A 14,606-nucleotide genomic window follows, 5' to 3' on the forward strand; every position below is an offset into this window, starting at 1 on the left:
TTAATCCAAGTTTATTTTCAAAATTTTATTTAGTTTTTATTTGATGAGCTCGTATTCGAGCTGCTGTTAGAGGAGGACGAGCCAGAGTTTTCTGCTGTTTTAGTGTTGACACGCATAGTTGTCTCAAATGGTGTCACCACGCTTGGCATGACATTTCCCTGTCCATCAACCGCCTGCAGCGGTACTGTCCCGCTGTAGTTGCCAGTGATAATGACATTGGTCGGGAGAATAGCTACGACAGACTCAATCTTAGAAAGGGTCTCCTCGTCACTAGTTACTGTAGCTTCCTTGTTTTCCAAGGTCACACCGCTAATAGACACATTTTCAGCCACCTGGCTGTCTGTGATGAGGTAGCGGACCTCAACTTTCTTGCTGGCTTTTTTACCAATCTTAACCGAAATCTTTTGCGGAGTGACTGTAGCAGTCAGACCGCTTGGCAGATTTTCAACCTTTAGTGGGATTTCTACAGTGCCTTCTGTAGCCTTTGAAAGATCAGCTACAACTCGAAACTTCCGAGTACTTTCCTGCATTTCACTGGCTAGATTGACCCGGTTGGAGCCTGTCAGGGCGACGGAAACTTCAGAAGTGAAGCCGCTGATAAAGTAATTCTCGCTGTCATATTTGATGTCAATTGGCACATTGGAAACCGTATTGGTATAAGTTTCAGATGTGACCTGTCGAACTCCAGTATTGTTTTGATAACTGCTAGAGGTTGCATAGACAAAAAGCACTAGGGCAAAGAAAAACGAAGAGATGATATAAAGAATTTTTTTACGTTTTTTCATTTCTTCCATCCTCCCATGAAGCGTTTTTTCAAACCTACTGGCTTGTCCTGCTCTGATAAGAAGACCTTTCTCAGCTCTATCTCAAACTCATCCAAAGTCAAATCATGCTTGAAAATTCCATTGTGTGTAGTGGAAATACCGCCGGTTTCTTCGGAAACGACAAAAGTAAACGCATCTGATACTTCAGACAGGCCAATAGCTGCGCGATGCCGAGTTCCAAACTCCTTAGAGATGCCGCTGCTTTCTGTCAGAGGCAGGTAGGCACAGGAAGCCGCAATCTTATTGTTTTTTATGATGACAGCTCCATCATGCAATGGCGTATTGGGGATAAAAATGTTGATTAGCAGCTCTCCGGACACATCTGCATCCAAGGGAATCCCTGTCGCAATATACTCCTGCAAGGTAGGGGTTCCCTGAATGGCTACCAAAGCCCCGATTTTCCGCGGACTCATATAGGCAACAGACTTGACAAAGGCCTGAACCATTTTTTCTTCGTTACTGATGGGCGTTGTAGAAAAGATATCCGTTGCTCGGCCAAGTTTTTCCAATCCTGCCCGAATCTCAGGCGAGAAAATCACCACGGCCGCAATAACCCCGTAAGTGATGACCTGATTGATCAACCAAGAAATGGTAGTCAAGCCGATGATATTGGCAAAAAACTGTGCCAAGATAAAGAAGAGCACACCTCGGACCAAAATCATAATCTTGGTACCAGCAATGGCCTTGATTAGATAATATAGAATCCATGCGACGATAGCGACGTCAATAATATTAATTACAATCCTCCAAGGGTCAGAAAACAAACTGGCCCAATATTGGAGATTGGTTAGTTGTTGAAAATTCATACTTAGACTTCCTACTCCTCTACAAGCAAAATCAAACAGCTGTAGCAACAAATCGAACTTATTAAATCCAGTATCAGCCTGATTTTATCTTGTACTTAGAGTTTACTCAATTAACTTCTCTCTTTTTATTATACAGTGGGTCTTAATGCTTAAAGACTTACCAACCCATTATATCACGTTTGTCAATATTTTTCTGTAACCTTCTTTACTTTTTTATGATAAAATATTTCTTATGAAGATAAATACAGCATTGGGCCTCTTGGCAGGCAAGTCCTCCCACTTTGTTCTCAGCAAAATGGGACGCGGTTCGACTCTGCCAGGGAAAATTGCCCTGACATTTGACAAAAATATTTTACAAAATCTAGCGAAGAACTATGAGGTCGTGGTTATTACCGGAACCAATGGGAAAACTCTGACTACAGCTCTGACAGTAGGCATTCTCAAGGAAGCCTTCGGAGAAGTGGTGACCAACCCCAGTGGTGCCAATATGATTACCGGGATTACCACAACCTTCCTGACTGCTAAAAAAGGCAAATCTGGCAAACATATCGCTGTGCTGGAAATAGATGAAGCCAGCCTATCTCGGATTTGTGATTATATCAAGCCTAGCCTCTTCGTTTTTACCAATATTTTCCGAGACCAAATGGATCGCTATGGGGAGATCTACACGACCTACCAGATGATTCTGGATGCTGCAGCTAAAGTGCCTGAAGCGACTGTACTCATGAATGGTGACAGCCCCCTCTTTAACTCAGTCAGCCTGAAGAATCCTGTCCGCTACTATGGATTTGATACCGAGAAAGGCCAGGCTCAGCTGACTCACTACAATACAGAGGGCATTCTCTGTCCCAAGTGCGAGCATATCCTCAAGTATGAGCTCAATACCTATGCTAATCTGGGAGCTTATATCTGTGAGGACTGCGGCTTCAAGCGTCCTAAGCTTGACTACAGCCTGACCGCTCTAAAAACGCTTGAGCATAACCGCTCTGCCTTTACCATTGATGGTCAAGACTATCAAATCAATATCGGTGGCCTTTATAATATCTACAATGCCTTAGCCGCTGTATCAGTAGCTCAGTTCTTTGATGTCGAGCCGGCTACTATTAAGGCTGGCTTTGACAAGAGCCGAGCTGTCTTTGGCCGTCAGGAAACTTTCAAAATCGGCGATAAGGAATGTACCTTAGTCTTGATTAAAAATCCGGTTGGGGCGACCCAAGCACTGGATATGATTGGACTGGCACCTTTTGACTTTAGCTTGTCCGTTCTGCTCAATGCAAACTATGCAGACGGCATTGATACCAGCTGGATCTGGGATGCTGATTTTGAGAGGATTTTAGAGATGGAGATCCCTCATGTCATTGCTGGCGGTGTCCGCCACTCTGAGATTGCTCGTCGACTGCGGGTAACGGGCTATCCAGCAGATCAGATTACCGAAGTCAAAGATTTGGAAGCAGTCTTTAAGGCCATTGAACAGCAAGAAACCAAGCATGCCTATATCTTAGCAACTTATACTGCCATGCTGGAATTCCGTGAGTTGCTGGCAGAACGACAAGTGGTCAGAAAGGAGATGAACTAATGGTATACAGATCCCTCACTTCTCCTGAAAACCAGGACTATCGCTACGAAGTAAAGATTGCCCACCTCTATGGCAATCTCATGAATACCTACGGCGACAATGGCAATGTCCTCATGCTCAAGTATGTGGCTGAAAAGCTAGGCGCTAGAGTTAAAGTCGATATCGTTTCTCTAGAAGATGACTTTGAAAAGGACAGCTACGACATCGTCTTCTTTGGCGGAGGTCAAGACTATGAGCAAACGATCGTGGCTCGTGACCTGCCAGCTAAAAAAGAAGCTTTGGAAAGCTTTATTAATGAAAACGGCGTAGTGCTAGCCATCTGTGGTGGCTTCCAACTCTTAGGCCAATACTATATCGAAGCTTCTGGCCGTCGAATTGAAGGTCTGGGCATCATGGGTCACTATACCCTCAACCAGACCAATAATCGCTATATTGGTGATATTAAGATTCATAATGATGAATTCGATGAGACCTACTACGGCTTTGAAAATCACCAAGGACGGACTTTCCTCTCGGACGATGAAAAACCTCTGGGCAAAGTCGTCTATGGAAATGGCAACAACCAAGAGGATGGTTGCGAGGGTGTTCATTATAAAAATGTCTTTGGCTCCTACTTCCATGGCCCTATCTTGTCCCGCAATGCGAACTTGGCCTACCGTCTGGTGACCACTGCTCTGAAAAACAAGTATGGCTCAGATATTCAACTAGCCGCTTATGAAGATATCCTAGCCCAAGAAATCCCAGAAGAATATGGAGATATCAAGAGCAAAGCTGAGTTTGAATAGATAAACAGGAGAATCACTATGAAAGAAAAATTGCACTATATTCTGCTTTTAATTACCATTCTATTGGTGGCTGGTATTTCCTTGGCCAATATGCAGAGTGTCAATGTTAGCTTTATCTTGTTCAGCTTCAAACTACCCTTGATTATATTGATTTTAATTTCAGTGCTCCTGGGTTCTGTCACGACTTTTCTCATCAGCATGGTGAAAAATTTCTCACTGAAAAAAGAGCTTAAGAAAACCAAAGAAGCACTTAAAAATTCCCATACAGAAAACTAGGTTGGAAATCACTCCAGCCTAGTTTTTTTGTATTTTCTTTTTATAAAATTTTATTGTATCTATTCTTTCTATATCTTTCAACAGCCATAAACCATCTAACCATATTGTTTTGCCATAATAACAGAACTGCTGCAGCTGGTAAAATACCCATAAAGCTTAAAGTGATAATCTCACTGCCGATAGGTGTCCCTATCATATTAAAAACTAGAATAGATATGACTAAAATTGGACCAATCAGTCCCATTAAAGCCATAAATACTGTGAAAATCCAAGCGAATATCTTCTTGCCAAGAGTAACCTTCTTATCGCCAAAATTACCCCAAATAAGATTAGTATCAACTGCCCGTCTAAAATTTTCTTTACTGGTTGGCTGTGCCAACTTAACATTCTTATAAAGGGCTCGCTCTACTATGACCAGCAAAAGAGTACCTTCCAGAAACCAAACAATTAGAAAATAAACCAAAGTACCATAGCCATAGACACCACCAAACAATCGTGTCTCAGGAAAAAGCTGCATCACACCACTAAAAGCAATCAGAAATGATGTAATTAAAATGATTTGTTTCCGATTGCCACGCGATGCCTCTGTATTCAATAGTTTACTTTTAGGAGCTGCTAAGGGGTCTCTTGGCTTTTCTACATTTACATAAATAGCCTGACCATCACTTTCCCCTATATAAATAACTTTCCTAAAAAACATCCTTCATCCTTTCCTCTCTATATACCAACAATTAAAACAAGTCAGGTTGATATAGTTCTCAGCACTTTCTTTTCTTCCTCTTTTTAAACTGATAATAAATAAAACTCCCCGTAGCATCCAAGACAATCGTATAGCCAAAAATTCTTATAAACCATATTAGCCAAATCGGACTATTTTCAGCATCTATATGCAATAATTGCAAACAAACAATAATACCAAGAAATAGAATTACCTCTGTAATCAAACGAGGCTTAGTCTTTTTGAAATCTAAAGTTTTTAAAAAACTCTGATTATATAATTCTTCTGGTACTTCTTCCCAGTAAGTCTTATCTTTCGCTCTCAATTTAAGTAAATATCCGACTTCAACAATGAGTCTCGAGAAAGCTGATATAAACACTAGATTACCAAAAATACCTAATATTTGCTTATAATAGCCGGTTATCAAACCAACCATCATTCCCCCAAGCAAGGTAGCTCCTAGAATTATCCAAATAGAGGGTTTACTATAGACACTCGAAGCAGCAACATAGTTGGCATTAGTCCGTTGCTCGGAAAAGTCTGTTTCTAATTGTTTCTTTAGCCATCTTACATTATAAAGGATTAAACCCCAAAATAGAATCAGAGAACTAAGCCCAAAAATAATGGTATATATAAAAGAATTTCTCAATAAATTATTAGTGAGTACAACAATAACATAATCGGTCAAAACTAATGACAGAAGTAATCCATTAATCATTGCAAAAAGCATGGCTGTACCAAAAAATTGATGTCTATAAATCAATTTTTGATTGAAAGAAATAACTTGACATATCAGCATAAAAAGAAGGTATACGCAAAAAAATAGGAATATAAGATTAGAAAAGGGATTCAATTTGAGTTGATCTTTTATAAAATAATACACATGCGACAAGGCAATACTTAAGGCAAATATACCGGACCAGGCCAAACCAAGCATCCCAACAGAAGCTCGTGTCGCACCTAGTGATTGAAAGTAGTTCTTGTTTAATTCTTCTGGTCCTAAAACTATATTTTTTCACTCATTTTCTACCTCAAAAAATTTGGCCTTTGTATCTCTAAAAGCATTTTTTTAATTCTGCTAGACATACAGACATTACATGGTTTGATCTCAACTGGTTTATGACAACCGAACCAATTGGTAAAATAGGGTTATTATTTTCCATTTTCATTCTCCAATTCATAATTTAATTTATCTAAAATTTTATTATTTATAACAGTTTTGACTATGCCATTCCATATAATATTTGGAACCAAAGAAAGTAGTATAGCAAGTACAACTAATTTTATTATAAACTCTATAATTGTACTTGGCATAAAATAAAACCAATAAACAAAAGGAATAACTGCAAAGACAATAAACAACACTACTAAAATGTTTGCAAGATAAGATGTTTTTATCTGTTTCAAAACATCATTATGTTTTAAAGTTATATCGTGTATAACTTCAAAATATTCTTTCTGGACAGTACTACTAGGAGCTTCAATCAAAGGATAAGTATTTCTAATTGAAATCATCCATAATTCAAAAAGTATAAAAAACCAGATTCCTAAGATCATAGGTAACAGAAAAGAAAAAAGACCGAACTCTTTTTGAGGAACAATGTAATTATCAGAATAACCAGCGATAAAAGCCATAATCGGGACAATCAAAAATGGCGAAGACATCCAAGTTAATCTGCCAATTTTCTTAGCTATGTTTTGGTGATTCCCTATTTTTTCCTTATCGAGCCTTCTCCAAACAATATCTCCTGATAAAAAATAGTACTCTGCAGCTAAGCCTGTTCCTTTTAAATTAGTTCCCATCCCATTATCAACAGCAAATAATAATCTTATCTTTTTCACAATGGACAGCTCCATATTAGCTTTTTAGACTTAATATTTCGATCTAGTTCTTTATTGACATCACTTCCTAAAAGCAATAATTTTTTACTCATTTTCTTCTCCATTCTCTTGTGTTGTTTCTTCTTTTAGCTTGCCACTTTTGACCAGCTTTTTATAATATCGTTTGCTGTACCATTCTCGGTCTGAAATCTTTAAGTAGGATTTATACTCTTCTGGGTACTTGTGGATATAATAGGCTTGAAAAATATGCACATTCATCATAAAAGCTATAAAATAACCGCTAATGACAAACCAAACCACCAAAAATAATCCAAACATATAAAAATACCAAAGGACCGGAAGTTGATTCATTAGATGATAGACCAGTGATACCGGAAAGAGCACTACCATCGTTCCGACTGTAATCATCATCACTTTCTTAAGAATTGACTTTTCTTCTTCATCGTTCAGTCTCCTTTTCAGATTCTGGATACTATTCGTAATAATCCAGAAAAAGAGAACGATTCCTAAGACGAACTGAAACCAGAATCCCACCAATGTATAAGCGTCGTAAGCTACCGCACTGGCAAAGTATAACCCTGATATAAAAGCACAAATTGACATTGAAAAATAAAAAGGAAAGTAAGTCCATAACTGACTGCTCAAGCGTTTCTTGGGCCAAAAAACAGGGATAGAACCAAAGAGGAAAATCAGATAGAAAACAATACTGATTGGTCGCATTATTTCCCCAATTGTTTGAAACAAAGAAACCGATTGATGAGAAAGATAGTGTACTTCGCCACTTTGACCTACACTACTTGGCAAAGCAATTAATAGAAAGTAAACCATAATTCCAAAGAAGATAAATATGCAAAATAAGACCGTAAACAGCCGATTGATCATCCCCATATGAATGGGATTTGGCATACCAGAGGTTAAGGCAAACTTTCCGTTCGTTACGATTTTCTTACTTCGTTCAAAGTCTGCACCAAAAATACTGATTTTTTTCATTTTTAATCTCCAAATTTCATCTAGTAGAAAGGCTCATATTCTTGGGAATCTTCCATTTGAGGATAGGAGACAAATTGTGTCACAAAACAGCAACTGTCGCAACAACTACTCCTCGCTCCGTTAAAGATATAGCACTTGCTTTCTGCGATTCGACTGTTTTACCTAACACCTAGTTACAAGTTTCGCTCTCTGTTTCTTTCTTAAACAGGATTTTCCCTTGGCTGTATAGCTTCATAATCTTCACAAAACGAATCGGGTTGTTTTGGTTGTACAACAAAAAGAGCATGAAGAACATTAAACCTGCTCCCCAAAAATCATAGCCTTGTTCAATCGGTTGCCCGAATTTTTGAGTGCAGTCGTAAAAAACATACAAATAATAGATCGCAAAGGCAAGTATGATGTAACGAGTGATTCGATAAATCGTAGCAGATGCCTCAGCTGGATCAAAGTGTTCGTCCCTCACCATCAAATTATGTGACACTGCATAATAAAACACCTTCTCTGTTGTCGGCTTAGCCTTGCGCACATTTTTATAAAGTCCTCGCTCAAGAATTGCGGTAAACAATAGAAACTCAGCCAGCCACAATAGTAACACATAGCTCAAACTAGTCCAGTTATAGACACCAATATCCAAGGCTGAAAGGAGGCCATAGAGACCAGGTCCACCTGCCATCAGAAAGATAACCATTTCAGGAATGTAGGCATTGGTCTTATAAGCACCTTCCGTATTGAGCAGAAAACTTTTGGGAGCTGCTAAAGCCTCTCTAGTCTGCTGGTCATAATAGACCGCCTGACCATCACACTCGCCAATAAATACTCGACGACGTCTAAGAAAAAACATTCTAACCTCTTTCCAATTACTTATTGAAGTTCTGTTACTAAACTTTATAATCTCTACTGCTTCACTCACTTTTATTTAATTTCAAATCAGCTAAGCCCCAGCTTTATAATCATGTAGCTCTTTTGTCAAAATAGCTCCATCTGTTCCAACGCTCACTTCTAAATATACATCAGAGTTTTCATCGTCTCTACATACTACTCTTAATTTTCCAGACTCAAATTTTTCTGTTATGTCTAAAATACCAGAAATATTATTCTGATTATATATAACAAAAGCAATTCCTAACAAAAGCCCTGCAAATATAATCTTAAAAATCTCACCTCCAATTGGTTGCCCCAAAAAATCTTTGAAATGAAAAATAAAATCATAGACATAGTAGAAACCTACTGCAGGAATAGTGAACAACAAAGCGTTAAATAAATAAGTATTATTGCGCTTCTCTTTTTCGCTCAAGTTCTTTTCTTTTAAATCCTCTGAATCACAAATAGTAAAAAGGCTGACCGTTTGAGTAGTCACTTGCGCTCTATTGACATTTCGATACAAGGCCCGTTCTACGAGGATAGTGATAAAAGTAAACTCTCCTAGCCAAATAAGAATAACACTCCAAAAAGTAGTCATGCTATAAGTTCCTTGTAAAAATAGACTAAAGAAGGAAGAAATGCCACTTCCACTAGCTATAAAGAGAACAACTAATAAAGGAATATGCCTGTTCATTTTACTTGATTTCTCTGTGTCTAATAATTTGCTTTTTGGCGCTTCTAATACTTCGTGGGTCTTACGATCAAAATAAATAGCTTTGTCATAATATTGATTTAAATACATACGCCGTCTTCTAAAAAACATTCTAAGCTCTTTCTAATTAACTATATACTTCCTATTACCAAATCTCTGAATTGAAAACCGGGAAGACTCATTTTGCGTTTGCAATATAAGCCAATTTCTCAATTCTCTCATGAATCGTTTCTACATTCAAGTTTTCTCGAAGGTATTCACAGAGCACTCCATTTTCATAAAACATTTGCTCTAAAAGCTGACCTTTTGGTGCATCGGGGCACTGAATCATAACAATACTGAATACACCACCGGGACCAGAATTCTCAATTGAATTCCCCTCAAAATGATAGGTGAAAGCCCGAAATTGAGAACCATTGTAGCTACCTGAAATTACATAGGCAACTTTTACCATATTTCCACGACCAAATGGATAATGACTAAAATGAGCATATTTTTCTACATACGGATTCTGGGAAAGTTTTAGTGTGAGATCATTACTTGTTTTTTGCTTGGAATAATCTCTGTAATAGTCATTACCTTGTGCTTTGTCAAATTGATAGCCGTGCTCGGAAGCAAAGGCTTGATATTCTTTGTTCTTTTTAGCAGAACGACTAATCGCCCAATAAACTATCCAACCGACAAAAGCAAAAATTGCTAGCATTGCAATCATAAATATTACTAGAAAATCCATCATTATCTCCTTTTTTTCCTTAATAAAGTGCTTCAGTTATCAAAATCCTAACGAGCATAATAACTGAAGCACACTGAGTACGATCTTTTCCTGATGTTTACTACAGACTCTATAAAGCTCATTCCTCATGGAAACTGCTCACTCCTGCAGGTTGCTCGTCTGATTCTATTCTTTTCCTACACCTTCTCCGCCAGCTCTTCCCACTCTAGCATGGCTTCTTCTTGGGCGGCGGTCAGCTGGTCGATTTGCTGCTGACTCTCCATGAGTTCGGCGGCATCATTAGTGGCCTGCATGGCTTCCTGAAGCTGACTGATCTGGCTGTCCAAGTCCTCGATTTGCGCTTCCAGTTGTTCTAGGCGACGGGCCAGACGGCGCTGTTCTTTCTGGTTTTCCTTTTGGATTTGATAGTCATTGGCAGGTGCTGGCTTATCAGAATCGACCTGCTCCGTCTCTTCACGCAAGGCTTCCTGTTCTGCCTTTTTCTCCAGATAGTAGTCATAATCACCCAGATAAAGAGTGGAACCTGTTTCAGAAAGCTCGATGATCTGAGTGGCCACGCGATTGATAAAGTAACGGTCATGGCTGACAAAGAGCAGGGTGCCGTCAAAGTCAATCAGGGCATTTTCCAGTACTTCCTTGCTGTCAATATCCAGGTGGTTAGTCGGCTCGTCTAGGATAAGGAAGTTGTTGTTTTCCATAGACAGCTTGGCTAGAAGCAGCCGCGCCCGCTCTCCACCCGATAGCATGCCGACAGACTTCTTGACATCGTCTCCCGAGAAGAGGAAAGCGCCTAAGCGATTGCGAATCTCGACCTCTGGTGTCAGCTTGAAGTCATTCCATAGCTCATCGAGAACCGTATTGCTAGCAGTCAGTTTGCTCTGGGTCTGGTCATAGTAGCCCACTTCCACATTAGCTCCCAGCTGCTCCTTGCCTCTGATGAAGGGCACTTGCCCGATTAGTGATTTAATCAAGGTCGTCTTTCCAATCCCATTTGGTCCGACGATAGCTACCGCATTAAACTTGCGAATATCCAGGTTAATTGGCTCCGACAGGACTTCCTCTCCGTAGCCAATAGCCGCATCTTCCAAGGTCAGAACAACATTGCCCGAAACCTTATCGGATTTGAAGGTCATATTAGCCGAGCGATTGCCGGTCTCCGGCCTGTCCAAACGCTCCATCTTTTCCAGCTGCTTGCGGCGGGACTGAGCCCGCTTGGTAGTGGAGGCTCGAACTAGATTGCGATTGACAAAGTCCTCTAGCGCAGCAATTTCTTTCTGTTGCTTTTCATAGTTCTTGGCTTCAGTGGCCAGCTTCTGCTCCTTTTGGACCACAAAGCTAGAGTAATTACCCACATAGCGATCCAAGGAATGCTTGGTCAAATCCAGCGTGATGGTTGCAACCTTATCTAAGAAATAGCGGTCGTGGCTGACGATGATCAGGGCACCGCTGTAGTTGACTAAGTAAGTCTCCAGCCAGGCAATGGTCTCAATATCCAAATGGTTGGTCGGCTCGTCCAAGACCAGCAGTTCTGGCTTTTCCAAAAGCATCTTAGCCAGAGCCAGACGGGTATTCTGCCCGCCTGACAGCTCAGAAATCTTCATCTGCCACATGGACTGGTCAAACTTGAAGCCATTCAAAATAGCTCGAATATCGGCCTCGTAGGTAAAACCACCTTTCTGGCGAAAGTCCTCTGACAGCTGATCGTACTGGGTCATGAGAGCAGTCAGATCTTCCCCTGACAATTCTCCCATTTGCAGCTCCATCTGCCGCAAGCGCTTCTCCTGCTGACGCAGACTATCAAAGACCATCAGCATCTCGTCGTAGATAGTATTCTCCGACTCAAAGCGGCTATCCTGAGCCAGATAGGACAGGGACAGGTCTCGTTTTTTATTGATCTGACCAGAAGTAGGCTCTTCCTCACCCACCAAAATCTTGAGCAGGGTTGACTTCCCAGCTCCGTTTTTACCGACGAGGGCAATCCGGTCTACCTCATCCACCTGCAGGTTAATATTGTCAAAAAGAAGCTCCCCTGCAAAAGAGCGTTCAATCTTGCTTGCTTGTAAAATAATCATAAGACCATTATAGCAGATTTCCAGAAGCACAGCTATTAGAATTCAAGAGAAAGCGAACTCAGCTCCCCAAAAGAAAAAGAGAGTGGGACAGAAATCGGTAATTCGTTAGAATTCGATTTCGTCGTCCCACCTCCGCACAGTTGAGTAGGGCTGTAAAAGCTGATGAAATCAGCGTAGTAGAGCCCACTCAACCACTGCGTCTTGCTCGACAATCCAAAGACAATTGAGAGGCTAGGACTTATGTCCCAGCCTCTACATAAAACTATTGAGAATAGATTGATTCTGCAAAATCAGATAAATTCCCAGCAGAATCAGAACCGCAAAGACAACAAATTTAATCATTCCCTTGATCAGACGAATAACCAGAAGGATAATCATGGACCCGACTAGCCACATAAAGGCGGAATTGTGAAAAAATCCCTGAACTGCCTCAATATTCTGGCCGAAGAAGAGCTGAATGGGCGCCGGAACATGATTTTCCCAAGCCGCTGTCACTCCTAGCTGGTTGGCAATCTCATTGCCGCTTTTCCATAGCCAGACAAAGATTCCTGAGTTAAAAACAAAGAGAAAAACTTGCTCTGGAAAGTGTCGAATCAAGTAAAAAATAGATTTTAACATAGGCTTACAATTGATACAAGTCTTTTACAGCCTGGATATCTGTCGGCTGGATACTGTAAAATGAGCCTGCTGACTGCATCACTGATTCCTCCTCATTATGGTCTAATCCTATAGCATGGCCCAATTCGTGCGCTGCTGTATTGACAATCCGCTCATGAGAATAGGCATAGCGACTGTCCAGCAGGTAGTAACTATTAAGGCGAACCGTGACATGGGTAAACCGCTTGGTTAGGAGATTGGTCTGCGACTCAGCTTCACCAGCCGCACTGATGTTGCCATCATTCATCTCCGTTGCAACAATGTCCGCCTTGTCTTTGTCGTTGATGATTTGAAAGGTGAAGGCACCTGTTTGATTCCAAGAATCAATGGCCTCCTTATAGGCTGAACGGAAGGTTTCATTATTTGTATCGATATAAATGGTGGCACTAGGCTGATCCCAACGAGCCCCTGTTGTTGCATGCTCATCTGTCAGCTGATCCGTCTGCGTCTCCTGACTGCTGTGAAGCCCCGTGGAAATGCCTTGGTGATTTAAAAATTGATCCACTCTGCCAACAGCAGTCTGAACAGCCTGCGTCAATCCCTCTGTACCCGGTTCTGTCGAAGTGGTAAAATAGAAAATTCCGACAATAACCATAAAGCTCAGGACAAAGGACCAGGCAAGTCCCCAAACCACGCGCCCAATCAGACGCATGAGGAACCGGATGCTTTTAAAAATAAGTCCCATTGCAACCTCCTTTACTAGATTGTAAGAGAACGTTGATTTTACCACCGCTTTCTTAAAGAAGACTGAAAAATTAGCCTTCTTTCTATCTATTAGTATAAAAGAAAATGACTACAAATCTGCAACCATTTCTTTTCATTCTAATGAATACTCTTTGCAAATCTATTTTTGAGTATAAAATTAAGAACCTCTATCCAGACTGACCCTGCCACTATTATAGTCCAGGTGAATCCCTTTTTGCACATTCGGGATAAAGACATTGAATTCCAGACTACCATCGCTGGACTTGGCCTCTAAATGTGACCCAACCGGTACTAAATCCGTCTCCGTGGCATAAATCAAGGTTACCCGGTAGCGCACCCGCTTGTTCTTATCCAAAGCCTTACGGATCTTTGTCTCATAGTAATTCTGCCCTGTCGAATCCGCCTCATTGGCTTGGTTGGACCAGGCCGTCTGCACAGCGATATTGGCAGGATTGCTGGTGGAGGCATCAAAGCCCTTCAAACCACCAATCAGTGAATAGGCCAAGAGATGTCCGCGGTCCACAGCATGATTGTACTCACCAGAGAGGTTCTTGAGTTGATGCCAGCCTGCCGGTACCCATGAAGTGTTGGCATTTCCAGTTTCTTCCCGTTTTTTGTACTGGCGGGTAGACTTGGATAAAAAGGCATTCGCCACCGTCGGAATAGCTTGCCCTTGTACAAACTTGGTCTTATTGTCAGCGTAGGGTTTGCTAGAAATCCCCGCATCCAAGTCTGTCCTATTCCCATTCACGATAAAGGCGCCAGCTCCATTCCATTCAATGCTGCCTTTAAGCTGAGCTCGGACAGCATCCGTCAGAACGCTCTCAGCCAGTTCCTGACTAGGGGTGCCCTGATCTTGGACTTGCCCAACTCTGATTTCTGAATTTGGACTCTGAAGTGGCTGCTGACCGTCCTGTCCCCAGAAATAGCCAGCCAGAGCTAAAATCAAAGCCAGAGTCAGCCCAGCCCAGCCTTGCAGGCTCTTAGAATTCCTTTTCTGACTAGTCTTTCTTTTCATCTTCTTTCTTTCAACTTAGCAAACTGGATTC

At 41.0% G+C, this 14,606-nt stretch carries 16 protein-coding genes; 3 read left to right on the plus strand and 13 right to left on the minus strand.

The window, feature by feature from the left end:
- Nucleotides 1-29 precede the first annotated feature (29 nt).
- Nucleotides 30-794 (minus strand): CdaR family protein, encoded by a 765-nt coding sequence (locus tag DQM55_RS07735; RefSeq protein WP_002925361.1) that lies wholly within the window; start codon nt 792-794, stop codon nt 30-32.
- Entirely contained in the window at nt 782-1,630 is an 849-nt protein-coding gene (cdaA, locus tag DQM55_RS07740; protein ID WP_111676033.1) for a diadenylate cyclase CdaA, read from the minus strand. The genes DQM55_RS07735 and cdaA overlap by 13 nt, the downstream gene beginning before the upstream one ends.
- Before the next feature lie 232 nt (nt 1,631-1,862).
- On the opposite strand from cdaA, the gene murT reads away from it, so the two are divergent.
- The 3 genes from murT to DQM55_RS07755 are packed head-to-tail and all read left to right on the plus strand — an operon-like array spanning nt 1,863 to nt 4,267.
- Complete coding sequence (murT, locus tag DQM55_RS07745; protein ID WP_111676035.1) at nt 1,863-3,206, plus strand: lipid II isoglutaminyl synthase subunit MurT; 1,344 nt, start codon at nt 1,863-1,865, stop codon at nt 3,204-3,206.
- Nucleotides 3,206-3,991 (plus strand): lipid II isoglutaminyl synthase subunit GatD, encoded by a 786-nt coding sequence (gene gatD, locus DQM55_RS07750; protein WP_111676038.1) that lies wholly within the window; start codon nt 3,206-3,208, stop codon nt 3,989-3,991. The genes murT and gatD overlap by 1 nt, the downstream gene beginning before the upstream one ends.
- Before the next feature lie 18 nt (nt 3,992-4,009).
- Nucleotides 4,010-4,267 carry a lipopolysaccharide assembly protein LapA domain-containing protein gene (locus DQM55_RS07755; protein WP_111676039.1) on the plus strand — a complete coding sequence of 86 codons (258 nt, stop codon included), beginning with the start codon at nt 4,010-4,012 and terminating at the stop codon, nt 4,265-4,267.
- Between the two features lie 40 nt (nt 4,268-4,307).
- On the opposite strand, the gene DQM55_RS07760 is transcribed toward DQM55_RS07755, so the two are convergent.
- The 11 genes from DQM55_RS07760 to DQM55_RS07815 all read right to left on the minus strand — a co-directional run bounded on the left by DQM55_RS07760 (nt 4,308) and on the right by DQM55_RS07815 (nt 14,575).
- Nucleotides 4,308-4,967, minus strand: coding sequence for a hypothetical protein (locus tag DQM55_RS07760; protein ID WP_049547893.1), 660 nt, complete (start codon nt 4,965-4,967; stop codon nt 4,308-4,310).
- A 58-nt stretch (nt 4,968-5,025) separates the two neighbouring features.
- Nucleotides 5,026-5,922: a hypothetical protein gene (locus tag DQM55_RS07765; RefSeq protein WP_111676041.1), complete on the minus strand. Its 897-nt coding sequence runs from the start codon at nt 5,920-5,922 to the stop codon at nt 5,026-5,028.
- Between the two features lie 215 nt (nt 5,923-6,137).
- Nucleotides 6,138-6,842, minus strand: coding sequence for a hypothetical protein (locus tag DQM55_RS07770; RefSeq protein ID WP_111676043.1), 705 nt, complete (start codon nt 6,840-6,842; stop codon nt 6,138-6,140).
- 69 nt (nt 6,843-6,911) lie between these two features.
- The gene (locus DQM55_RS07775; protein ID WP_111676045.1) at nt 6,912-7,817 is read right to left on the minus strand and encodes a beta-carotene 15,15'-monooxygenase; all 906 of its coding nucleotides are present in this window, start codon (nt 7,815-7,817) and stop codon (nt 6,912-6,914) included.
- Between the two features lie 169 nt (nt 7,818-7,986).
- Nucleotides 7,987-8,658, minus strand: a complete 672-nt coding sequence (locus tag DQM55_RS07780) for a hypothetical protein (protein WP_111676047.1) — start codon at nt 8,656-8,658, stop codon at nt 7,987-7,989.
- Nucleotides 8,659-8,748: 90 nt separating this feature from the next.
- The gene (locus tag DQM55_RS07785; RefSeq protein WP_002919351.1) at nt 8,749-9,480 is read right to left on the minus strand and encodes a hypothetical protein; all 732 of its coding nucleotides are present in this window, start codon (nt 9,478-9,480) and stop codon (nt 8,749-8,751) included.
- A gap of 88 nt (nt 9,481-9,568) precedes the next feature.
- On the minus strand, nt 9,569-10,126 hold the full coding sequence (locus tag DQM55_RS07790) for a hypothetical protein (RefSeq protein ID WP_002919352.1): 558 nt from the start codon (nt 10,124-10,126) through the stop codon (nt 9,569-9,571).
- A gap of 173 nt (nt 10,127-10,299) precedes the next feature.
- Entirely contained in the window at nt 10,300-12,195 is a 1,896-nt protein-coding gene (locus DQM55_RS07795; RefSeq protein WP_111676049.1) for an ABC-F family ATP-binding cassette domain-containing protein, read from the minus strand.
- A gap of 252 nt (nt 12,196-12,447) precedes the next feature.
- Nucleotides 12,448-12,813, minus strand: a complete 366-nt coding sequence (locus DQM55_RS07805) for a hypothetical protein (RefSeq protein WP_061602940.1) — start codon at nt 12,811-12,813, stop codon at nt 12,448-12,450.
- A gap of 4 nt (nt 12,814-12,817) precedes the next feature.
- On the minus strand, nt 12,818-13,537 hold the full coding sequence (locus tag DQM55_RS07810) for a matrixin family metalloprotease (RefSeq protein WP_111676051.1): 720 nt from the start codon (nt 13,535-13,537) through the stop codon (nt 12,818-12,820).
- Nucleotides 13,538-13,714: 177 nt separating this feature from the next.
- Entirely contained in the window at nt 13,715-14,575 is an 861-nt protein-coding gene (locus DQM55_RS07815) for a DNA/RNA non-specific endonuclease (protein WP_111676053.1), read from the minus strand.
- Nucleotides 14,576-14,606: the final 31 nt, after the last annotated feature.

It is taken from the genome of Streptococcus sanguinis, from assembly GCF_900475275.1.
Lineage (GTDB): Bacteria > Bacillota > Bacilli > Lactobacillales > Streptococcaceae > Streptococcus > Streptococcus sanguinis_N.